The following is a 20,744-nucleotide window of genomic DNA, read 5'->3' as shown; positions in this document are numbered from 1 at the left end:
GCACGGGAGGCGCGGTGCCGGTCCGTGGGACCGGCACCGCGCCTCCAGGCGGTCACCTCAGCAGTGCGTCAGCGCACGTCCTCGTCGACCCAGTCGAAGGTCTTCGTGACGGCCTTCTTCCACAGGCGGAGCGTGCGGTCGCGCTCGGCGGCGTCGAGCTGCGGCTCCCAGCGCTTGTCCTCCTGCCAGTTGGCGCGGAGCTCGTCGAGGTTCGCCCAGAACCCGACGGCCAGACCGGCGGCGTAGGCGGCACCGAGGGCGGTGGTCTCCGCGACGACCGGGCGGACGACCGGCACGTTCAGGATGTCCGCCTGGAACTGCATGAGCGCGTCGTTGGCGGTCATGCCACCGTCGACCTTGAGCTCGGTCAGGTCGACGCCGGAGTCGGCGTTGACGGCGTCGAGGACCTCGCGGGTCTGCAGCGCCGTCGCCTCGAGGGCGGCACGGGCGATGTGGCCCTTGTTGACGTACCGGGTCAGGCCCACGAGCGCGCCGCGGGCGTCCGGACGCCAGTACGGCGCGAACAGGCCGGAGAACGCCGGCACGAAGTACACGCCGCCGTTGTCCTCGACGGTCTTGGCGAGGGCCTCGACCTCCGGTGCGCTGCCGATGATGCCGAGGTTGTCGCGGAGCCACTGGATGAGCGAGCCCGTGACGGCGATCGAGCCCTCGAGGGCGTAGTGCGTCTCCTGGTCGCCGAGCTTGTAGCCGACCGTGGTGAGCAGCCCGTTCTCCGACCGGACGATCTCCGTGCCCGTGTTGAAGATGAGGAAGTTGCCGGTGCCGTAGGTGTTCTTCGACTCGCCCTGGTCGAACGCCGCCTGACCGAAGGTCGCGGCCTGCTGGTCACCGAGGATGCCGGCGATCGGGACCTCGCGGAGCAGGCTCGAGGACTCGACGTGGCCGTAGACCTCGGAGGAGCTGACGATCTCCGGGAGCATCGACTTCGGCACCCCGAAGTCGGCCAGGATGTCGTCGCGCCACTGCAGCGTCTCGAGGTCCATGAACAGCGTGCGGGACGCGTTCGTGACGTCGGTCTTGTGGACGCCGCCGTCGGTGCCGCCGGTCAGGTTCCAGAGGACCCAGGTGTCGGTGGTGCCGAACAGGAGGTCGCCCGCCTCGGCCTTCTCGCGTGCACCCTCGACGTTCTCGAGGATCCAGGCGATCTTGGTGCCGGCGAAGTACGTGGCGAGGGGCAGGCCGACGATGGCCTTGTAGCGGTCGGTGTCACCGTCGGCGAGCTTGTCGACGATCGACTGCGTGCGAGTGTCCTGCCAGACGATGGCGTTGTAGACGGCCTTGCCGGTGTTCTTGTCCCAGACCACCGCGGTCTCGCGCTGGTTCGTGATGCCGACCGCCGCGACGTCGTGGCGGGTGATGTCGGCGCGGGACAGGGCCTGGCCGATGACCTCGCGGACGTTGTCCCAGATCTCGGCCGGGTCGTGCTCGACCCACCCGGCGCGCGGGAAGATCTGCTCGTGCTCCTTCTGCCCGACGGACACGATCGAGCCGGAGTGGTCGAAGACGATGGCGCGCGTCGAGGTCGTGCCCTGGTCGATGGCGACGATGTAGTCGGCCATGGGTTCTCCTTGGGGTGTGTTCGGTGTGGTGGACGGGAGGTCGTCAGGAGACGACGGGGAGCAGGAAGGTCGATGCACCGGCGGCGAGGGCGCCACCGATCAGCGGGCCGACGACCGGGACCCACGCGTAGGCCCAGTCGCTCGAGCCCTTGCCCTTGATGGGCAGGAGGGCGTGCGCGATGCGGGGGCCGAGGTCACGGGCCGGGTTGATGGCGTAGCCGGTGGGGCCACCGAGCGAGACGCCGATCGCGATCACGAGGAAGGCGACGGGGACCGCGCCGAGTTCCTTCGGGGTACCGCCGTTGGTGAAGGCGAGGACGACGAACACGAGGACGAAGGTGCCGATGATCTCGGTGACGACGTTCCAGCCGTAGCTGCGGATGGCCGGGCCGGTGGAGAACACGCCGAGCTTGGCGGCTGCGTCGGGCTCCTCGTCGAAGTGCTGCTTGTAGGCGAGCCACACGATGACGGCACCGATGATCGCGCCGATGAGCTGGGCGATCCAGTAGAGGAACATCTCGCCGACCGTGATGTTGCCCAGGAGCGCCTGGGCGAGGGTCACGGCGGGGTTCAGCTGGCCGCCCGAGCTGTACGACACGGTGACGCCGGCGAAGACCGCGAAGCCCCAGCCGATCGTGACCATGAGGAAGCCGGCGCCGAAGCCCTTGGACTTCGTGAGGGACACGGCGGCGACGACACCGCCACCGAGGATGATGAGCAACGCCGTACCGACGAGCTCTGACATGAAATTGACGCCGATGCCGTCCATCGGTGACCTCCAGTGCGAGTGGGTGGGGGTCCGGTGGTGCTGCGTCCGGCACTCCCCGTCGAGTGATTGGGGCCGAGCATAGTGACGCCGGTCACCGCTCCGCGATGCGGCACCGAGGGAACCTCCGCGAAGTGCACGAACGTGCAGGAGCAGTGTGCGGCGCGCCATCCGAAGCAGCCCACCGACCGCGATGATCGTGCACGAACGTGCACGGCAGGCGAACGAGCGCCCGCTGTAGGGTGAACCCACTCCGGTCGACGACGGCGGTGGACGGCTCCTCCGACGGTCGACCCCGCACCCGTGGAGGTCAGCGTGAAGAAGCTCATCAACGATCCGCACGACGTCGTCACCGAGACCGTCCGCGGCTTCGCCCGGGCGCACGAGGGTCAGGTGGTCCTCGTCGAGGACCCGATCCACCTCCGGCGCGCCGACGCGCCGGTCGCGGGCAAGGTCGGCATCGTCAGCGGTGGCGGCAGCGGGCACGAGCCGCTGCACGCGGGGTTCGTCGGCCACGGCATGCTCGACGCCGCCGTCCCCGGTCCGGTCTTCACGAGCCCGACCCCGGACCCGATCGTCGCAGCGACCAAGGCCGTCGACGGGGGAGCGGGCGTGCTCCACATCGTCAAGAACTACACGGGCGACGTGCTCAACTTCGAGACCGCCGCCGAGCTCGCCGCGATGGACGACGTCCGTGTCGAGTCCGTCGTGGTCGACGACGACGTCGCCGTGCAGGACTCGCTCTACACCGCCGGGCGCCGCGGTGTCGCCGGGACCGTCGTCGTCGAGAAGTGCGCGGGCGCCGCTGCCGAGCGCGGCGACGACCTCGACGCCGTGGCGGCCGTCGCCCGGCACGTCAACGACGTCACGCGCTCGATGGGGCTCGCGCTCGGCTCCGGCACCGTGCCGCACGCGGGGGAGCCGTCCTTCACGCTCGGCGACGACGAGGTCGAACTCGGCATCGGGATCCACGGCGAGCCCGGTCGTGAGCGGATCGCGATGGCGCCCGCCGACGAGCTCGTCGACCGCGTGCTCGGACCGGTGCTCGACGACCTCGACGCACCGGCCGGCTCGCAGCTGCTGCTCCTGGTGAACGGCATGGGCGGGACCCCGCAGTCCGAGCTCTACATCGTCTACCGACGCGCCGCCGAGGTGCTCACCGACCGCGGGCACCACGTGGCGCGTAGCTTGGTCGGCGACTACGTCACGTCCCTGGAGATGCCGGGCTTCTCGATCACCGTCACGGTGCTCGACGAGGAGCTCACCGCCCTCTGGGACGCTCCGGTGGAGACCCCGGCACTGCGCTGGGGCCGTTGACCACCGACCACCGTCCAGGAAGGGAACACGAATTGGCGCTCGACACCGCATGGGCCATCGACTGGGTGCGTCGCACCGCAGCGACGATCGACGAGCACCGGGCAGAACTCGTCACGCTCGACCGCGAGATCGGTGACGGGGACCACGGCGAGAACCTGGACCGCGGCTTCCGCGCCGTCCTCGAGGCCGTCGACGCCGGCTCGTTCGAGACCCCGGGAGCGGTCCTCAAGGTCGTCGCGACGAAGCTCATCTCGACCGTCGGCGGCGCCGCCGGTCCGCTGTTCGGGACCGCCTACCTGAAGGCCGCGCAGGCGGCGGGGGAGGCGACCGAGCTCGACGCGGACGCCCTGGTCGCGGTGCTCACCGCCGCCCGCGACGGCGTCGTGTCGCGCGGCAAGGCCGAGGTCGGCGACAAGACGATGGTCGACGCGTGGTCCGCCGCCGTCGACGCCGCGAGCACGGCGGCAGCGGCCGGCGAGGGCCCGGAGCGGGTGCTCGAGGCCGCGGCCGACGCCGCGGTCACGGGTGCCGAGTCGACGGACCCGCTCGTCGCCCGCAAGGGGCGCGCGAGCTACCTCGGCGAGCGCGCCGTCGGGCACCGCGACCCGGGCGCGCAGTCGACCGCGTACATCCTGCGCGCAGCGGTGGACGCAGCGTGACCGTCGGCATCCTGGTCGTCTCGCACAGCGCGGCGATCGCGACCGGCACCGTCGAGCTCGCCCGCCAGATGGCGGCGGACGTGCCGCTCGTCGCCGCGGGCGGCACGGACGACGGCGGCATCGGGACGTCCTTCGAGGCGATCACCGACGGGATCGCGGAGCTCGTCGCCGCGGACGCGGTCGTCGTGCTCTGCGACCTCGGGTCCGCCTACCTCACCACGGACACCGCGCTCGACTTCCTCGACGACGAGGCCCGCGCCCGCGTGCACGTCTCGCAGGCGCCGCTCGTCGAGGGGACGGTCGCCGCCGCGGTCGCCGCGCAGACCGGCGGCGACGCCGAGGCGGTCCTGGCGGCAGCGGCATCCGCCGGCGGCTCGACGCTCGACGACGACGACGACGACGCCCGGCCGGGAGGCACGGCACCGGTGGACCAGGCAGCTCCCGTCGACGGGACGGTCGTTTCTGCGAGCGTCGAGCTCGTCAACGAGAGCGGGCTGCACGCCCGCCCGGCGGCCGAGTTCGTGAAGGCCGCGGCGAAGCACGAGGCACGCGTCCGCGTGAACGGAGTCGACGCGAAGAGCCTGCTCGCGATCATGGCGCTGGCGCTGCCGCAGGGGGCACCCGTGACGATCGAGGCGGACGGTCCGGACGCGCAGGACGCCGTCGACACGCTGGTGGCACTGGTCCGCTCGGGGTTCGGCGAGTAGTCCTGCGCCTGCTCAGGCGGTCGGCAGCTCCTGCAGCCCGGTCACCCGGAGCAGGTCGAGGGCGGCTGCGTCCGGTGAGCCGGGCGTCGCGGTGTAGACGACGATCCGGAGGTCGCTGCCCGGCACCGTGAGGACGTCGCAGTCGATCTCCACCGGACCGACGCGGCTCGCGACGACCTTCCGGCTCGTCCGGTGCTCGGCGATCCGGCCGGTCTCCCACCGTCGCTCGAACTCCGGGGACTCGCGACGGAGGCGGGCGACCAGGGCGGCGAGGTCGCGGTCGGCCGGGTAGCGTCCCGACGCGGCGCGGAGGTCGGCGACCAGGTCGCTGGAGAAGTCCTCCTGGTGGGTGTCGTCCCACGAGACGCCGTCGTGGCCGTGCACGAAGTGCCGCCAGACGAGGTTGCCCTCGACGCCGGTCCAGCGCGAGGGGTCGCCGTTCAGGGCGGCCCACAGGTCGTTCCAGAGGACGATGTCGTGAATGGCCGTGAACACCGCGATCGGGACGTCGCCGAGCCGGTCCACGATGCGCTGGACGCCTGGCGGCACGTGCCGGGGGACGAGCTGGCGGGAGGGCGGGGCCGCGCCGGCCACCCGGAACAGGTGGTCGCGCTCCGCCACGGACAGGCGGAGCGCCGTCGCCAGCGCGCCGAGCATCTGCGGCGAGGGGTTGGTCGCGCGGCCCTGCTCGAGGCGCACGACGTAGTCGACGCTGACCCCGGCCAGCGCAGCGAGCTCCTCGCGCCGCAGCCCGGGTGTCCGACGTCCCGCGCCGGCCGGCAGCCCGACCTCCTCGGGTCGGACGCGGTCACGCCAGGACCGCAGGACGTCCGCGAACTCGCTCATGGTCCCATCCTCGCCGCTCGGGCGGCACCGGTCCTGGTACCGCTGGTCCCACCGTCGAGCGGTGCCTGGGAACACGGTCGACCGGAGAGCAGGGTGGAGGCATGACGACGACACTCATCACCGGAGCCAACCGCTCCCTCGGCCTCGAGACCGCACGACGACTCATCGACTCCGGGCACACCGTGTACGCCGGGATGCGCGACACCGCGTCGGGCGACGACGTCCGGGCCCTCGGCGCGCACGTCGTGCAGCTCGACGTGACCGACCAGGCCAGCGTGGACGCGGCGATCGCGGCACTGCCGGAGCTCGACGTCCTGGTCAACAACGCCGGGGTGCTCGGTACCTCGTTCGGGGTCGACGACCTCGATGCCGACGCACTCGACGCCGTGCTCGCCACCAACGTCACGGGCGTGGTCCGGGTGACGCAGGCGGCGCTGCCGCTCCTGCGCGCCTCCGACAACCCCGTGATCGTGAACGTGGCATCGGGCGTCGGGTTCGCCCGCTGGCTGACCACGCCGGGACGCGACGAGCACCCGGTCGCGGCCGTGCCGTACGCGGCGTCGAAGGCGGCGCTGATCGCGATGACGGTGCAGTACGCCAAGAACCTGCCCGGCTTCCGGGTCAACGCGAGCGACCCGGGCTACACCGCGACGGCCTTCAACGGCTTCGGCGGGCACCAGACCGTCACCGAGGGCACCGACGCGACGGTTGCCCTGGCGACGATCGGCGCGGACGGGCCGACGGGGGAGTTCCACGACCGCGACGGGCCCATCGAGTACTAGGCGGGCCGTCGAGCGCCGGGAGCGCGGTCGCCCTGCCGCGCGCCCGGCGTCGCACGTCTGCCAGGATGGCGCCGTGCGCGCAGTCCAGTACGACCGGTTCGGTTCCACCCCCTCGATCGTCGAGCTCCCCGAGCCGATCGCCCCGGACGACGGCGTCGTCGTCCGGGTCGCGGCGACCGGCGTGTGCCGCAGCGACTGGCACGCCTGGCGGGGCCACGACGACTCCGTGCGCCTGCCCCACGTCCCGGGGCACGAGTTCGCCGGGGTCGTCACCGCCGTCGGGGCGTCCGTCACCCGTGCCGTCGTGGGGGACCGGGTCACCGCGCCCTTCGTCTTCGCGTGCGGCACGTGCGACCAGTGCCGCGACGGTGCGACCCAGGTGTGCACGCGCCAGCAGCAGCCCGGCTTCACCCTGCAGGGCTCGTACGCGGAGTCCGTGGTGGTCCCGCACGCCGACGTGAACCTCGTGCACCTGCCGGACGCGGTCGGGCTCGCCGAGGCCGCCGGACTCGGGTGCCGCTTCGGCACCGCGTACCACGCACTGCATGCCCGCGGTCGGGTGGCACCAGGGGAGTGGGTCGTCGTCTACGGCTGCGGCGGCGTGGGACTGTCGACGATCATCGTCGCCGTCGCCGCGGGGGCCCGGGTCGTCGCCGTCGACGTCTCGACAGCGGCGCTCGACCGTGCCGCCGCGCTGGGGGCGAGCACCCTGGTGATGGACGACGAGGCGCCGGCGGCGGTCCACCGGCTGACCGACGGTGGTGCCCACGTTTCGGTCGACGCCTACGGGAGCCGGGCCACGTCCGTTGCGGCCGTGGCGTCGCTGCGTCCCCGGGGTCGGCACGTGCAGGTCGGCCTCCTGCTCGACGACGAGGCGACGCCGGCGATCCCGATGGGCCGCGTCACCGCCGACGAGCTCGAACTGCTCGGCAGCCACGGGATCGCCGTGGGGGAGTACGCGGCGATGCTCGACGACGTCGTGGCCGGTCGGCTGCTGCCCGCGGAGTCGATCGGTGCGACCATCGGCTTCGACGACCTGCCGGATGCACTCGAGGCGATGGACCGGCCCGCGAGCGGATCCGGCATGACCGTCGCGGTGTTCTGACGGCTCGGACTCCCGGACACCGGAGGCGGCATCTGGAATACTACGTGCATGACGGAGACTCCGGAGATCCGCGTCGACGAACCGGCCGCCGACCCAGCGTGCACGGTGCCGCACCCGGACGGCCCCATCGAGGCGACGGTGCGCTCGCTCGTGGCGCGGATCCCGCCCGGGGAATCGACCGGGTGGCACCGGCACGACGCCTGGCAGACGGGGATCGTCGCGGGTGGACGCCTGCGGCACCGGACCGCCGACGTCGTCCGCCACTACGGACCCGGCGACGTCCTGGTCGAGCCGCCGTTCGTCGACCACGAGGCGTCGAACGTGTCGGACGAGGAGCTCGTGCTGGTGTTCGTTGCCGTGCACCCCGAGGGGCGACCGATCGCGACGCCGCGACCCGCGCCGTGACCCGTCAGGAGCGGCTCGACGACGGTTGAGTTGACATAATATGCATTATCGGCGCTGCGGCATCGCTGCTGGTTGCAAGAGACGAACCACGAAGACGACGTCGAACCGGCACGGTGGGCTGGTTCGACGTCGTCTCCGTGGTTCGGTGCGACGGGCGTCCTGTCAGTGTTCGGGCGTCTCGTCGCCGGTCGGCACGTCGTCGGCGTCGATCTCGAGGGCGGCCTGCTCGCGCCCGTCCTCCTCGACGTTCGCGCGGTCGGTGTCCGGCTGCTCGGGCGCTTCGGCCTGGGTGGTCTCTTCTGCGGGGTCCGGCTGGCTGTAGCTCATGGCGCGGACGCTACTCGCCGTCGGTCCGGGCGGTCTCGGAGACCGGCCACCGGGTGCGCGACCCGGCCACGGACACACGGGAGGCGCGTGGCGAGCCCGCCACGCGCCTCCCGTCCGGTGTCGCTACTGGTTCTGCAGGACCTGCGTCGCGAGGACCGCGCCCAGGATCATGAAGATGATCGCGACGACGATGCCGATGACGCTGAGGACGATGCCCGCGAGCACCATGCCACGGCTCAGGCCACGACGGCGGGCGATGAACCCGAGGACGAGCCCGATGATGCCCGCGATGAGACCGACGATCGAGAACAGGAACCCGAAGACGACGGCGACGATGCCGAGCACCAGCGAGCCGATGGCCAGCCCGTTGCCGCCGTTCGTCGCGGGAGCGGCGCCGGGGGTGTTCGGTGCCGGCGGGTAACCGTTGGTGGACATGGGAGCTCCTCGTGTCAGGGGCCGCTGGCACGGGTTGCGTGCGGCCGTCTGAGCACAAGGTATGCGCTTCCCGCGAGTCCTGTTCAGGTTCGCTGGGTGGGCCGCCGGTGGTCGACCGCTCAGGCGCGGCTGTGCCGACGCACGAGACCAGGGAGCTCCGCCGGTTCGAAGGGCTGATCGGTGGCCTCGAGCTCGTCGGCCGTCCACCAGCGGGACGCCAGGATGTCGACCCGCTCGTCCTCGGTCCACCCGGCGTCGGAGAGCGTGAACCCGGGGGTGCGGACGACGTAGAACTCGCTGTGGCCGCGGTCGTGGTCGGCGAGGTCCCACACGACGGTGAAGTCCCACGACCACACCGACTCCCCCGGGTCGTCGATCACGATGCCGGTCTCCTCGCGCAGCTCCCGCACCGCGGCGTCGCGGTGCGACTCCCCCGGGTCGACCCCGCCGCCGGGGGTGATCCAGCGGTGCGAGCCGTCGGACGACGGCGACCGTGTGTCCATGAGGAACACACGGTCGTCGGGGTCGAGCAGGATGATCCGGGAGGAGCGGCGGAGGCCTGGCTGCGCGGTCACCCGGTCGACGTTACTGCGTGAAGCCGCTGACGTCGCCGACGAGCTTCGTGTGGTCGGCCGGGATCGGCTCGACGGCGGCGAGGGCGATCTCGGCGGCGAACTCGGACACGCTGTAGAGCTTGCCGACCTCCTGTCGACGCCCCTCGATCGCACCCGGGTTCAGGCGGTTCAGGAGCGTCGCCGTGATCGTGCCCTCGATCATGTCGCCGGAGACGACGACGAACTCGATGCCGGCGGCCTCGAGCTGCGGCACCAGCTCGCGCAGGGCCAGCTCCCCCGCACGCTTGCTCTTGGCGACCGGGACGTACTCGTCCATCGTCTCGGCGGTCTCGACGAAGTGGGCCTGGTGACTCGTCACGAAGACGACGCGCGATCCGACGGGCATGTGCGGGACGGCGGTCTGCAGCATGTCGACCTGCGCGTCGCGGTTGAGCCGCAGCGCGTAGTCCTCGCCGACGCCGGACTCCATGCCGCCCGAGGCGTTGAGCACGAGCAGGTCGATGCCACCCCACTCGGCGACGACCGCGTCGACCATGGCCTGCACGGAGTCGTGGTCGGTCAGGTCGGCACCGATCGCCAGGGCGGCACCGCCGTCGGCGACGACCTTCTCGGCGATCTGCTCGGCGCGGCGGGCCTTGTTCCGGTAGTTGACGACGACCTTCGCGCCGGCCTCGGCCAGGTAGCCGACCGTGTCGGCGCCGATGCCGCGCGACGATCCGGTGACGAGGGCGCGCTTGTCGGTGAGGGATCCGGGGGCGAGGGGGTTCGTCACAGTGTTCTCCTGGTCGGGGTCCGGCCGGTCGGCCGCGGACGAGCCTACCAACCGGTCGACACCGGGCCGTGTCGGGCGCGCACCGCTCCCCCGCCGTGCCGGTGCGTCCCCGCCGGGCGTCGGCGGGGGACGGTAGGTTGGGTGTCAGGAAGACCGGCCGTCGCGACGCTGCACGCCGGAGCGCGCGATGCGAGGGAGGGAGATCGCGTGAACACCGACTGGATCCAGACCGTCGTCTGGGTCGGACTGACGCTGCTGCTCGGGGTGGTCGAGGTCTTCACCCTCGACTTCATCTTCATCATGCTCGCGGCCGGTGCGGCCGGCGGCCTGATCGCGGCCCTGCTCGGAGCGCCCTGGTGGCTCTCGACCATCGTCGCCGCCGGGGTCGCCCTGCTGCTGCTCTCGGTGGTCCGACCGCGGGTCCTCGCCGCATTCGGCCGGAGCGCCGATCCGCACCGGACCAACGTCGACGGGCTCATCGGCCTGCCGGGCACCGTGGCGGTGGCCTTCACGCCGTCCTCCCCCGGCCAGGTCCGTCTCGCGAACGGTGAGACCTGGAGCGCCCGGCTCACCGCCGACTCCCCCGTCCGTACACCGCCGCTCGGGACCCCCGTGGTCGTCGAGTCGATCGAGGGGTCGACCGCGGTCGTCCGCCTCGGAGAAAGGGCCACCTCGTGACCATCTCAGCCGGGACGATCGCTCTGCTCGTCCTCGTCCTCGTCGTCGTGATCTTCGTGATCGTCGTCCTGTCACGTGCGATCCGCATCGTGCCGCAGGCGACGGCCGGCATCGTCGAACGACTCGGCAAGTACCACAAGACCCTCAACCCCGGGTTGAACCTGCTGGTGCCGTTCATCGATCGTCTGCGCCCGCTCCTCGACATGCGCGAGCAGGTCGTCTCGTTCCCGCCGCAGCCGGTGATCACCGAGGACAACCTGGTGGTGTCGATCGACACCGTCGTGTACTTCCAGGTCACGGACGCCCGCGCCGCGACGTACGAGATCGCGAACTACCTCGGTGCGGTCGAGCAGCTCACGACGACCACGCTCCGCAACGTCGTCGGTGGCCTGAACCTCGAGGAGGCGCTGACCAGCCGCGACAACATCAACGGGCAGCTCCGTGTCGTCCTCGACGAGGCGACCGGCAAGTGGGGCATCCGCGTCGGCCGTGTCGAGCTCAAGGCCATCGAGCCGCCCGTGTCGATCCAGGACGCCATGGAGCAGCAGCTCCGAGCCGAGCGCAGCCGACGTGCCGCGATCCTGCAGGCGGAGGGCACGAAGCAGTCCCAGATCCTCGAGGCCGAGGGTCAGCGGCAGGCCGCGATCCTCGCGGCCGAGGGTGACGCGAAGGCCCAGGTGCTCCGCGCCGAGGGCGAGGCGCAGGCCATCGCCACCGTCTTCGACGCCATCCACACCGGCGACCCGGACGACAAGCTGCTCTCGTACCAGTACCTGCAGACCCTGCCGAAGATCGCCGAGGGCAGCGCGAACAAGCTCTGGATGATCCCCAGCGAGTTCACCGAGGCGCTGACCGGCATCGCGCGGGGCTTCACCGGCGGACGCTCCGGCAGCGGCCCGGTCGCCGGCGCTGACGGCGGGACGGACTTCCTGTCGCGGATCTCCAAGCTCGCGAACGAGAGCCTCGCGAACACCGCGACCGTGGACGGTGCCGCGGCGACGAACCCGCGGCCGGAGGCGACCGCCGCGGACATCGTGCCGGACGCCGCGCTCGACGAGCGGCTCGCCGAGTCGAACCGGAGCGTGGACGAGCACCTCGCCGCAGCCGACGAGGCATCGCAGACGGCGCTCGGCGACGAGGACCGTCGCGGGTAGCCCCCCGACACCCCAGGAACAGGGCCGACGCCCCAGGAACACGACGACGCCCGCCCCGGATCCGGGGCGGGCGTCGTCGTTCGTGTGCGTGTGTCCTAGGCGCCGCGTCGTGCGCGGAGGAACTGGAGCCGTTCCTGCAGCAGTTCCTCGAGTTCCTCCCGCGACCGCCGCTCGAGCAGCATGTCCCAGTGGGTCCTCGGCGCCTTGACGTCCTCGGCAGCGACCTCGACGGGGATCCCGTCGTCGCCCAGCAGCCGTCCTTCGCGCCCGGTCCGGGGCTCGGACCACGTCTGCGGCACGTCCGCCTCGGCCGAGAAGACGATGTCGAACGTCTCACCCGAGTCGGTCTGGTACACCGCGCGCTTCCGGTCGGAGAGCTCGACGCCCTCCTCGCTCTGGAGACTCTGGCTCCCGAGCCGCATCCCGCGGAGACTCCGATCAGCCATGTGTGTGCTCCTCTCGCTCGTCTGCCCTCCTCAACACCCTCCCACGCGTCGGGAATCCCGGTTGGGCGCATTCACAGAGCGTTCCCAGTGGGAGGTGGCGCCGTTCAGGAAGTGCGGCGCGCCGAGCGGCGCGACCGGCGCGTCCACGGTGCGCAGGCCAGCAGCACCAGGACCGAGCCGAGCGAGACGAGGAGGGTCACGGACCCGGAGACGACCGTGGCCGGGGTGGTCCCGGTGCCCAGCGGCACGTCCGTGATCATCGACGTCGCCGTGTACGCCGGGATGCGGTCGATGGTGCGCCCGGTCGGGTCGATCACCTGTGACGCGCCGACCGTGGAGATGTTGACGAGCGACCGACCGGTCTCGACGGCCCGCAGTCGCGCGATCTCGAGCTGCTGCAGGTTCTCGTCGGTGCCCGAGAAGTCGGCGTTGTTCGTCTGCGCGAGGATGACCTGCGCTCCCCCGCGCGCCATGTCGGCGGTGAGCCCGTCGTCGACGATGTCGAAGCAGACCGCGATCCCGGCCCGGATGCCCGCGACGTCGAGCACGTTCGGCTTCGTCCCCGGCGTGTAGTCGCGCTGCAGCAGCCCGATGAGCGACGGTGCGAGCTTCGAGAAGAACCACCGGTCGGGCACGTACTCGCCGAACGGCACGGGGCGCTTCTTGTCGTAGGACGACTGCCACCCGTCGCGGGTCCAGACGAACGAGGTGTTGTGCAGGACGCCGGACGAGGTCTGCGTGATCGCACCGGCGACGAGCGGCGCGCCGATCGTGTCGACGACCGAGTCGAGCGCGCCGGCGACCGCCGGGAACCGTCGGGGGTCGGCCTCGGCCGCGGCCTCGGGCCACACCACGAGGTCCACGCCCTCCGCCCCGACGTCGGTCGCTGCGACCTGCGCGCTGAGCACCTCGCCCGGCTGCGCGCGGTCGAAGTACCCGGCCGGACCGTTGCCCTGCACCGCCTCGACACGGATGCTGCCGTCGATCCGGGTCGGCCACGCGGGCATCGCGAGGACCACGGCGACGAGCAGGCCGGCGGTCGCGACGCGGACCGGCGTGCGGAGCACCGCCCCGGGCGCGTGCGGGACGACGATCGCCAGCGAGACCACGACGGCGACGCAGTAGACGACGAGGAAGCTCACGCCGAGCACGCCGACGTAGGCGGCGAGGTGCGTGAAGGGGCCCTGCGACTGGGACAGACCGACGCGTCCCCAGGCGAACCCCTCGTACGGCCAGCTCCCGGAGAACCACTCGCGTCCGGTCCAGAGTCCGGCGACGACGGCCGGGAGGCCCCACACCCGCCAGGCGGTCGCGGGCAGCACACGGGCGACCCAGCGGTACGCGAGGGCGATCGCCACGCTGCCGAGGGCGAAGTACGCGGCCTCGACGAGTGCGAGCGCGAGCCACGGGACCGGCCCGAGGTACCGGCCCGCCCACGAGATCGCCGGCAGCCAGAAGGCCGCACCGGCGACGTAGCCGAGCCATGCAGCCCGTCGGGCGCGCTGGCCCATCGAAGCGAGGAGCATGCACGCCGTGGCCGGGTAGGCGAGGAACCACCAGCCCGGCGACGGGAAGGCGAGCGCGAACAGCAGCCCGCCGACGACGGCGAGCGGGAAGGCGGTCCGCAGTGGCAGTGCCGCGAACTCGGCGGCCCGCACCGGGTCCGGCCGACCGACCTGCGGGCGCACCGCCGCCTCGAGGACCGCCACTGTTCCTCCCGTCAGACCGTCGCGTAGGCGACGATGCCGCGGCGGACCGCGTCCGTCGCACGGCGGGCGGTCTGGGCGAGGTCGTCGTCGCCGGCGTTCCGGACCTGGTCGAGCAGGTCGATGACCTGCTTCGACCAGCGGACGAAGTCGCCGGCGGGCATGTCGAGCGTGCGCAGGACGTCGTCGAGCGCCGAACCGGACGCCCAGCGGAACATGCCCACCGACATCGCCGGGGTCGGCGGCTGCGACCCCGCGAGCCGGGCGTCGCGCTCGATGTCGTCGAGGCGCGCCCAGATCGTCAGGGTCTCGTCGAGGGCCGGCCGGAACGCCCCGCGCGGCAGGGCGTGCTCGGTGCCGGGCGCGTCCTCGCGGCGGGGCTGGTAGACGATCGTGGCGGCCATCGCGGCGAGCTGCGCGGGGGTGAGGTCCTTCCAGACCCCGGCCTCGAGGCACTCCGCGACGAGCAGGTCGCGCTCCCCGTAGATGCGCTGCAGGCGCCGGCCGCCCGCGGCGACCGTCGCCTCGTCGTCGCCGGTGACGACGAGGTACCCGAGCTGCAGGAGCACGTCGGTGACGCGGTCGAACGTCGTCGCGACCGCACCGGTGCGCGACCGGATCTGCTGCACGAGCTTGTCGTGCCCGCGCTTGAGCTTGTACCAGCGCTCGGCCCAGCGGGCGTGCGCCTCCCGGTCGGGGCAGGCGTGGCACGGGTGCCGCTGCATCTGCCGACGGACGTCCGTGATCGCGGCCTGGCGCTCCTGGCGGGCGCCGTGCGAGGCCTCGCGGCCGCCGGGCACGTTCGTGCGCTCGAGGTCGGACAGGCGGCGACGGAGGGCGGCGTACTCGGTGAAGTCGCCGAGGTGGCACTCCATCGCGCGCTGGTACCCGTCGAGCGACTCCTGCTGCGAGCGGACCTTCCGGGCCAGGTCGACGACCGAGCGGTCCGCCTGGAACTGCGCGAACGACGTCTCGAGCACCTCGCGCGTGCGCTGGCGGCCGAACTGCTCGATGAGGTTCACGGCCATGTTGTACGTCGGCTTGAACGACGAGTTGAGCGGGTAGGTGCGGCGGCTCGCGAGCGAGGCCACGGCCTGCGGGTCGAGACCGTCGGACCACTGGATGACCGAGTGCCCCTCGACGTCGATCCCCCGACGACCGGCGCGACCGGTGAGCTGCGTGTACTCCCCCGGCGTGATCGGGACCCGGGCCTCGCCGTTGAACTTCTCGAGCTTCTCGAGCACGACGGTGCGCGCCGGCATGTTGACGCCGAGCGCCAGGGTCTCGGTGGCGAAGACGACCTTGAGGAGCTTGCGGCGGAAGAGGTCCTCGACGACCTCCTTGAACGCCGGCAGGAGTCCGGCGTGGTGGGCGGCGACCCCGCGCTCGAGACCCTCGAGCCACTCCCAGTAGCCGAGCACGGCGAGGTCCTCGTCGAGCAGCGTGCGGCAGTGGTACTCGGCGGTCTCGCGGATCTCGTTGCGCTCGTCGGCCGTCGTCAGCGAGATGCCGGACCGGAGCACCTGGCGGACGCCCTGGTCGCAGCCGTTGCGGCTGAACACGAAGAAGATCGCGGGCAGCAGCATGCGCTCGTCGAGCACCTTCGCGATCTGCTCGCGGTACATCTTCTCGGTGCGCGGACCCCGGCGCTCCGGGTAGCCGCCGCGACCACGACGGCCGCGGTGTCCGCCGCCGTTCCGCTCACTCCGGGCACCGCCGCCGACGAGCCGCAGGAGCTCCGGGTTGACACGGTTCGTCGCCGCCGCCCCGCTGGAGTCGAACAGGTCGACCATCTTGTTGCCGACGAGCACGTGCTGCTCGAGCGGTACCGGACGGTCCTCGGACACGATGACGTCGGTGTCGCCGCGGACGGTCTGCAGCCAGTCGCCGAACTCCTCGGCGTTCGACACGGTCGCGCTGAGCGACACCAGCCGGACCTCGGTCGGCAGGTGCAGGATGACCTCTTCCCACACGGCCCCGCGGAACCGGTCGGCCAGGTAGTGCACCTCGTCGAGCACGACCCACGCCAGGTCGTCGAGCAGCTCGGAGTCCGCGTAGATCATGTTGCGGAGCACCTCGGTCGTCATCACGACGACGCGGGCGCGCGGGTTGACGTTCGTGTCCCCGGTCAGCAGTCCGACCTCGGACTCGCCGTACTCGGCGACGAGCTCGGCGTACTTCTGGTTGCTCAGCGCCTTCATCGGCGTCGTGTAGAACACCTTCGCCGTGGGCTGGCGCATCGCGAGCCAGATCGCGAACTCGGCGACGATCGTCTTGCCGGCACCGGTCGGGGCGGCGACCAGGACGCTGCGGCCCTGGTCGAGCGCGTCGCACGCGGCGATCTGGAACGGGTCGAGGTCGAAGCGCAGGTCGGTCCGGAAGAGCTCGAGGTTGCGCGAGCGGTTGCGGACCTTCGCCGCCTGGAACCGCTCCGCGGGGCTGAGGCCGGTCGTCATGAGATCCCGTACTCCTCGTCGAGCTTCGCCTGCTTCTTCGCGAGCCGGCGGTCGTGGAACCACGTGATGATGCACGCGGCGACGTAGAGCACCGTCATCGGCACCGCGAGCAGGAACATCGAGATGACGTCCGCCGACGGGGTCACGATGGCGCAGAACACCAGGATGCACAGGATCGCCACGCGCCAGCTCTTGATGATCGAACTCGCCGAGAGCACGCCGACGAAGTTCAGCAGCACGAGGAACACCGGCAGGACGAAGGCGATCCCGACCGCGACGATGAGCTTGATGACGAAGTCGTAGTACGCCTTCGCGTCGACGATCGAGGTGTCCTGGCTGGACACGAAGCTGCCGAGGATCCCGACGATGTGCGGCAGGACGTACCAGCCGAACCAGCAGCCGGCGAAGAACAGCGGGATCGCGGTGCCGAGGAAGCCGAACACGTACTGCTTCTCGCGGCGGACGAGCGCCGGCACGATGAAGGCCCAGACCTGGTACAGCCAGATCGGGCTCGAGATGACCACACCGATGGTGACGGCGATCTGCAGGCGCAGGTCGAACGCCCCGGTGATCATCGGGAAGTTCAGCTCGGCGGTGTGCCCGCCGACCTCGGCCAGCTGCGTGACCGGTGAGCGCAGTGCGTCGAGGACGAACGGCGTGAGGAACCAACCGCCGATCGCGCACACGACGACCGCGAGGACGGCCTTGAACAGGCGGTTGCGCAGCTCGATGAGGTGCTGCCCGAGCGACATGCGGCCCTCGGTGTCCTTCTTCGGACGACCGGGCCGCTCCGCTCGCCCGCTCGCGGTCGTCGAAGCCATGGACCGATCCTACGGGACCGGCACCGACAGACTCGCCGCGGTGGACGGACGCACAGCCCGTGTCCGGACTGGAGGCGCGGGGCGGGCCCGACCCGCGCCTCCCGTCCGCCGTCGGCTCGCCCGCGCCGACGCGGACGACGCTGCACCCGGTGGCGCGAGCCGCCTCACTCGGCGGCGAGGGCCGCCTCGGCGAAGGCCCGCACCGCGGCGCGCGCGGCCGGCGGGTCGATGACGACGGCGCGACCGGGCAGGCCCGCGACCAGGCGCACCACCCCGTCGAAGCCGTTCGACGCGGCGAGGCGGATGCGCACGCGGCCGTCGGCGTCCTCGGCGTCGGCCGTGTCGGCGAGGTAGTCGGCCACGAGCGGCAGCGACGAGCAGTCGAGCTCGACCGTGACGATGACGTCGCCGCCGGACTGCTGGAACAGGGTGTCCGGGAGCACGACGTCGTCGATCGTCTTCTCGGCGGCGCGGTCGTCCACGCGCACGTTCGACATGCGGTCGAGTCGGAACGTCCGGAGTGCCTGCCGGTCCAGGTCCCACGCGCGCAGGTACCAGTCGGTGTCGATCGACTCGACGCGCAGCGGGTCGACCCGGCGGGTCCCGCCCTGGGTGCGGGGCCCGACGTACTCGAACGCGAGCCCGCGGCCGCCCGCGACGGCGCTGCGGATCGTGGTGAGCGCGGCGTCGTGGAGGTCCTGGCCGACGGCCACGTTCGACGCGGCACCGCCGGCGCCGCGGGAGAGCTTCGCCATCAGCGCCCGGATCGCGTCGCGGTCGGCGGCCTCGGGCAGGGCGGACAGGTACTGCAGGCCGGCGATGAGCGCCGAGGCCTCGCGCGCGGAGAGCCGCGGGGAGTCGTCGATCGCCACCAGGTTCGTCAGCACGATCATGTCGTTCTGCTCGAAGTCGTCCCAGGCGATGTCGAAGAGGTCGCCGTGCTGGTACTGCATCGTCTCGCCGGGCACGCCGGACACCGCGATGAGCTCCACCGCGCGACGGATCCGCTGCTCCGGCACGCCGAAGTGCCGGGCCGCCTCGGCGACCGAGACGCGCTCGTGGTCGATGAGGTACGGCACCAGCACGAGCAGGAAGGCGAGCTTGTCCTGCGCCTGCAGGGGTTGCTGGTCAGCCACGGGCGCCTCCGGTCCGCTCGGTGCCCGCCGCGGCGGTGTCGTCGGCGTGGTCCGCGTGGTCGGCGACGAGCCCGCGCAGCCGGGCGACGACCCGGTCGCGCAGGGCGGCCGGTTCGAGCACGCGGACCTCCGGCCCGAACGCCGCGAGCTCCTCGGCGAGGATCTGCGGGTCGACGTGGTGCAGGACGAGGACCCCGTCGGAGTCGACCTCGGTGCCGCGGCGTCGCTGCAGCCGACGCTCGGCGTCCGAGCCCGGGACGACGGCGATCCGCGCGGAGCGCTCGGACCAGACCCGGTCGAGCTCGGCCAGCGCGCGCTCCCCCGCGCCCGCCGGCGCCGGGTGCCGGCCGGCCTCGTACGCCGAGACCGGTCCGACGATCCGGGACAGCAGGTAGTTCTTCGTGCCGCCGGTGGCGAACTCGTGCGCCGCGAGCATCCAGCGGCCGCCGTGCTGCACGAGCGCCAGCGGGGCGAGTTCCCGGCGTCGCGGCTCGTGCTCACCCGGGGTGATGTAGTCGAAGCGCACCGCCGCGGCACGGTCGAGCGCCGAGCGCAGCGGCTCGAACGCGGCGTCGCGCGCCCGGAGCCGCGGCGCGTAGGCGGCGATGTCGGTGGGGTGCGCCGCGGTCGTCGCGTCGCCCTCGTCGGCGCCGGCCGAGCGCACCTTGAGCAGTGCGCGGCGGGAGTCCGTGGACAGTGCGCCCTCGCGCCAGGCCATCGCGGCGAGGGACAGCAGGGCGGACTCGTCCGGTGTGAAGCGGACGTCGAGCGGCAGGTCGTACTCGCCCTTCGGGATCCGGTAGCGCAGCGTCTGGTTGTTGCCGGCGGCGCCCGGGGTCTCGATCGTCTCGAGCGGGATCCCGAGCTCGCGGACGTCGTCCTTGTCACGCTCGAACTGCCGCTCCAGCGAGGCGTTGTCGCCACCGGCGGTCCAGCGCTGGCGGTAGCCCTGGACGTTGGCCAGGATCTCCGCCTTGGTCAGCCCCGACTCCGTCGAGAGCAGCGCGAGCACGAGGCTGAAGAGCCGCTCCTCGGCGGGCACGCGGGGGGCTCGGGTCGCTGGCACGAGCCCGATCCTACGGCAGCGCGGGTGCACCGGAGTGCACCCGCGCCGCGGTTGGTGGACGGTCCGACAGGCCTCAGGCGGGCATCTTCCCGAGCACGTCGATGACGTACGCGGTGGCCTGGCCCTGCTGGTGGACGATCGCCAGGACCTGGTCGCCGACGCGGTGGCCGAGGAGGGCGTCGCGGACGCCGTCGATGACCTGGCCCTTCGCCAGCGGGATGGTCTGCGCGCCCGAGCCGTCGGTCCAGCTCGACCCGACGACCGACGAGTCGCCGGTGCTGCCGGCCCAGGAGACGGCCGTGTACTTGACGACCGCGGTGTCCTTCGCGGTGAGCTCCGCGCCCGACCCCTTGCGGAGCAGGTGGAGTGCGTCGTCCTTCGGCGCACTCCAGGACGGGATGGTGATGCCGGGGGCACCGGACGGCGCGAGGACGACGGCGGGCATGCCGTCACCGGCGAGCTGCGGCGTGCCGGTCGCGCGGGCGTCGAAGGCGCGCCGGACGTCGACGATCGCGACGACCGCGTCCTCCTCCTTGCCCGACGGAGCGCTGGCGGACGCGCCACCGCTGAGCGCGCTCTTCGGGAGCGCGACGGCGAGCCGGTCGCCCACGTGCGCGCACTCGAGCGCGGTGCCGAGCGGCCCGTAGTTCTCGGCGCCCGCGGTGATCGGGGCGGTCTGGCCGGAGTAACCGCTGGTCTGCGCGACCTGGCCCGTCGCGCCGTCGACGAGGGTGTACTCGATGAGGGCGGGGGTGCCGTCCTCGATCTCCCGGCCGTCGCCCGAGCGCAGGACCGAGACCTGCGTGCCCGTCGTGGTGAGCCCGGACGGGACCGTGACCTTCGGCTCCTTCCCGAACGCGCCGGTCGCCGTGACGGCTTCCGAGGCGGCACCGGGGGGCGCGCAGGCGGACGGCGTCGAGCCGGCACCGCTGGACGCGCACGCGGTCAGCGACGCGACGAGGCCGATGGTGACCAGGAGTGCGGGGATGGTGCGCACGGACCCTC

General features: G+C 72.2%; 22 protein-coding genes. 8 read left to right on the top strand and 14 right to left on the bottom strand.

All coding sequences use genetic code 11. From position 1 onward, the window contains the following. Positions 1-68: 68 nt before the first annotated feature. Entirely contained in the window at positions 69-1,580 is a 1,512-nt protein-coding gene (gene glpK, locus Cus16_RS01770) for a glycerol kinase GlpK (protein ID WP_069710887.1), read from the bottom strand. A gap of 43 nt (positions 1,581-1,623) precedes the next feature. Further along, positions 1,624-2,349 carry an MIP/aquaporin family protein gene (locus Cus16_RS01765; RefSeq protein WP_069710886.1) on the bottom strand — a complete coding sequence of 242 codons (726 nt, stop codon included), beginning with the start codon at positions 2,347-2,349 and terminating at the stop codon, positions 1,624-1,626. 312 nt (positions 2,350-2,661) lie between these two features. Between Cus16_RS01765 and dhaK the strand changes: the two genes are divergently transcribed. From dhaK to dhaM, 3 genes are read left to right on the top strand one after another with little or no spacing between them, the layout of a single operon-like run. Next, entirely contained in the window at positions 2,662-3,663 is a 1,002-nt protein-coding gene (gene dhaK / locus Cus16_RS01760; RefSeq protein WP_069711382.1) for a dihydroxyacetone kinase subunit DhaK, read from the top strand. 32 nt (positions 3,664-3,695) lie between these two features. Further along, on the top strand, positions 3,696-4,322 hold the full coding sequence (gene dhaL / locus Cus16_RS01755) for a dihydroxyacetone kinase subunit DhaL (protein ID WP_069710885.1): 627 nt from the start codon (positions 3,696-3,698) through the stop codon (positions 4,320-4,322). Further along, positions 4,319-5,029, top strand: a complete 711-nt coding sequence (gene dhaM, locus Cus16_RS01750; RefSeq protein WP_069710884.1) for a dihydroxyacetone kinase phosphoryl donor subunit DhaM — start codon at positions 4,319-4,321, stop codon at positions 5,027-5,029. Before dhaL ends, dhaM begins: the two co-directional genes overlap by 4 nt. Positions 5,030-5,041: 12 nt before the next feature. On the opposite strand, the gene Cus16_RS01745 is transcribed toward dhaM, so the two are convergent. Then, on the bottom strand, positions 5,042-5,875 hold the full coding sequence (locus tag Cus16_RS01745) for a helix-turn-helix domain-containing protein (protein WP_069710883.1): 834 nt from the start codon (positions 5,873-5,875) through the stop codon (positions 5,042-5,044). A gap of 101 nt (positions 5,876-5,976) precedes the next feature. Here Cus16_RS01745 and Cus16_RS01740 point away from each other — a divergent pair, with 101 nt between their 5' ends. The 3 genes from Cus16_RS01740 to Cus16_RS01730 all read left to right on the top strand — a co-directional run bounded on the left by Cus16_RS01740 (position 5,977) and on the right by Cus16_RS01730 (position 8,167). Further along, positions 5,977-6,657 (top strand): SDR family NAD(P)-dependent oxidoreductase, encoded by a 681-nt coding sequence (locus tag Cus16_RS01740; RefSeq protein ID WP_069710882.1) that lies wholly within the window; start codon positions 5,977-5,979, stop codon positions 6,655-6,657. A gap of 73 nt (positions 6,658-6,730) precedes the next feature. Further along, complete coding sequence (locus Cus16_RS01735; protein WP_069710881.1) at positions 6,731-7,762, top strand: alcohol dehydrogenase catalytic domain-containing protein; 1,032 nt, start codon at positions 6,731-6,733, stop codon at positions 7,760-7,762. A gap of 48 nt (positions 7,763-7,810) precedes the next feature. Next, complete coding sequence (locus Cus16_RS01730; RefSeq protein WP_069710880.1) at positions 7,811-8,167, top strand: cupin domain-containing protein; 357 nt, start codon at positions 7,811-7,813, stop codon at positions 8,165-8,167. 162 nt (positions 8,168-8,329) lie between these two features. Here Cus16_RS01730 and Cus16_RS16495 read toward each other — a convergent pair whose 3' ends face one another. The 4 genes from Cus16_RS16495 to Cus16_RS01715 all read right to left on the bottom strand — a co-directional run bounded on the left by Cus16_RS16495 (position 8,330) and on the right by Cus16_RS01715 (position 10,276). Continuing rightward, a complete protein-coding gene (locus tag Cus16_RS16495; protein ID WP_182046699.1) occupies positions 8,330-8,494 on the bottom strand; it encodes a hypothetical protein in 165 nt (54 codons plus the stop codon). Positions 8,495-8,617: 123 nt separating this feature from the next. Next, on the bottom strand, positions 8,618-8,929 hold the full coding sequence (locus Cus16_RS01725; RefSeq protein ID WP_083263615.1) for a DUF4190 domain-containing protein: 312 nt from the start codon (positions 8,927-8,929) through the stop codon (positions 8,618-8,620). Between the two features lie 119 nt (positions 8,930-9,048). Further along, on the bottom strand, positions 9,049-9,504 hold the full coding sequence (locus tag Cus16_RS01720) for an NUDIX hydrolase (RefSeq protein WP_069710879.1): 456 nt from the start codon (positions 9,502-9,504) through the stop codon (positions 9,049-9,051). A gap of 10 nt (positions 9,505-9,514) precedes the next feature. After that, entirely contained in the window at positions 9,515-10,276 is a 762-nt protein-coding gene (locus Cus16_RS01715) for an SDR family oxidoreductase (protein WP_069710878.1), read from the bottom strand. A 207-nt stretch (positions 10,277-10,483) separates the two neighbouring features. Here Cus16_RS01715 and Cus16_RS01710 point away from each other — a divergent pair, with 207 nt between their 5' ends. Both Cus16_RS01710 and Cus16_RS01705 read left to right on the top strand, forming a co-directional pair. Continuing rightward, entirely contained in the window at positions 10,484-10,954 is a 471-nt protein-coding gene (locus Cus16_RS01710; RefSeq protein WP_069710877.1) for an NfeD family protein, read from the top strand. Next, positions 10,951-12,108, top strand: a complete 1,158-nt coding sequence (locus tag Cus16_RS01705; RefSeq protein WP_069710876.1) for an SPFH domain-containing protein — start codon at positions 10,951-10,953, stop codon at positions 12,106-12,108. Before Cus16_RS01710 ends, Cus16_RS01705 begins: the two co-directional genes overlap by 4 nt. A 95-nt stretch (positions 12,109-12,203) precedes the next feature. Here the strand turns inward: Cus16_RS01705 and Cus16_RS01700 are convergent, their stop codons facing one another. From Cus16_RS01700 to Cus16_RS01670, 7 genes are all read right to left on the bottom strand, one after another. Then, positions 12,204-12,554: an RNA polymerase-binding protein RbpA gene (locus Cus16_RS01700; RefSeq protein ID WP_069710875.1), complete on the bottom strand. Its 351-nt coding sequence runs from the start codon at positions 12,552-12,554 to the stop codon at positions 12,204-12,206. A 104-nt stretch (positions 12,555-12,658) separates the two neighbouring features. Further along, the gene (gene lnt / locus Cus16_RS01695) at positions 12,659-14,263 is read right to left on the bottom strand and encodes an apolipoprotein N-acyltransferase (RefSeq protein ID WP_223246485.1); all 1,605 of its coding nucleotides are present in this window, start codon (positions 14,261-14,263) and stop codon (positions 12,659-12,661) included. Between the two features lie 11 nt (positions 14,264-14,274). Further along, the gene (locus Cus16_RS01690) at positions 14,275-16,716 is read right to left on the bottom strand and encodes a DEAD/DEAH box helicase (protein WP_069710874.1); all 2,442 of its coding nucleotides are present in this window, start codon (positions 16,714-16,716) and stop codon (positions 14,275-14,277) included. Next, positions 16,713-17,468 carry a twin-arginine translocase subunit TatC gene (tatC, locus tag Cus16_RS01685; protein ID WP_069711379.1) on the bottom strand — a complete coding sequence of 252 codons (756 nt, stop codon included), beginning with the start codon at positions 17,466-17,468 and terminating at the stop codon, positions 16,713-16,715. The genes Cus16_RS01690 and tatC overlap by 4 nt, the downstream gene beginning before the upstream one ends. A 233-nt stretch (positions 17,469-17,701) precedes the next feature. Then, positions 17,702-18,673, bottom strand: coding sequence for a helix-turn-helix transcriptional regulator (locus tag Cus16_RS01680; RefSeq protein ID WP_069710873.1), 972 nt, complete (start codon positions 18,671-18,673; stop codon positions 17,702-17,704). Then, positions 18,666-19,739 (bottom strand): helix-turn-helix transcriptional regulator, encoded by a 1,074-nt coding sequence (locus Cus16_RS01675; RefSeq protein WP_069710872.1) that lies wholly within the window; start codon positions 19,737-19,739, stop codon positions 18,666-18,668. Before Cus16_RS01675 ends, Cus16_RS01680 begins: the two co-directional genes overlap by 8 nt. Positions 19,740-19,812: 73 nt before the next feature. Then, on the bottom strand, positions 19,813-20,736 hold the full coding sequence (locus Cus16_RS01670) for an FKBP-type peptidyl-prolyl cis-trans isomerase (RefSeq protein WP_083263614.1): 924 nt from the start codon (positions 20,734-20,736) through the stop codon (positions 19,813-19,815). Between the last annotated feature and the right edge of the window lie 8 nt (positions 20,737-20,744).

This window comes from Curtobacterium sp. ER1/6 (genome assembly GCF_001742745.1).
Taxonomy (GTDB): Bacteria; Actinomycetota; Actinomycetes; order Actinomycetales; family Microbacteriaceae; genus Curtobacterium; species Curtobacterium citri.
This window is presented reverse-complemented; position numbering and strand designations above follow the sequence as displayed.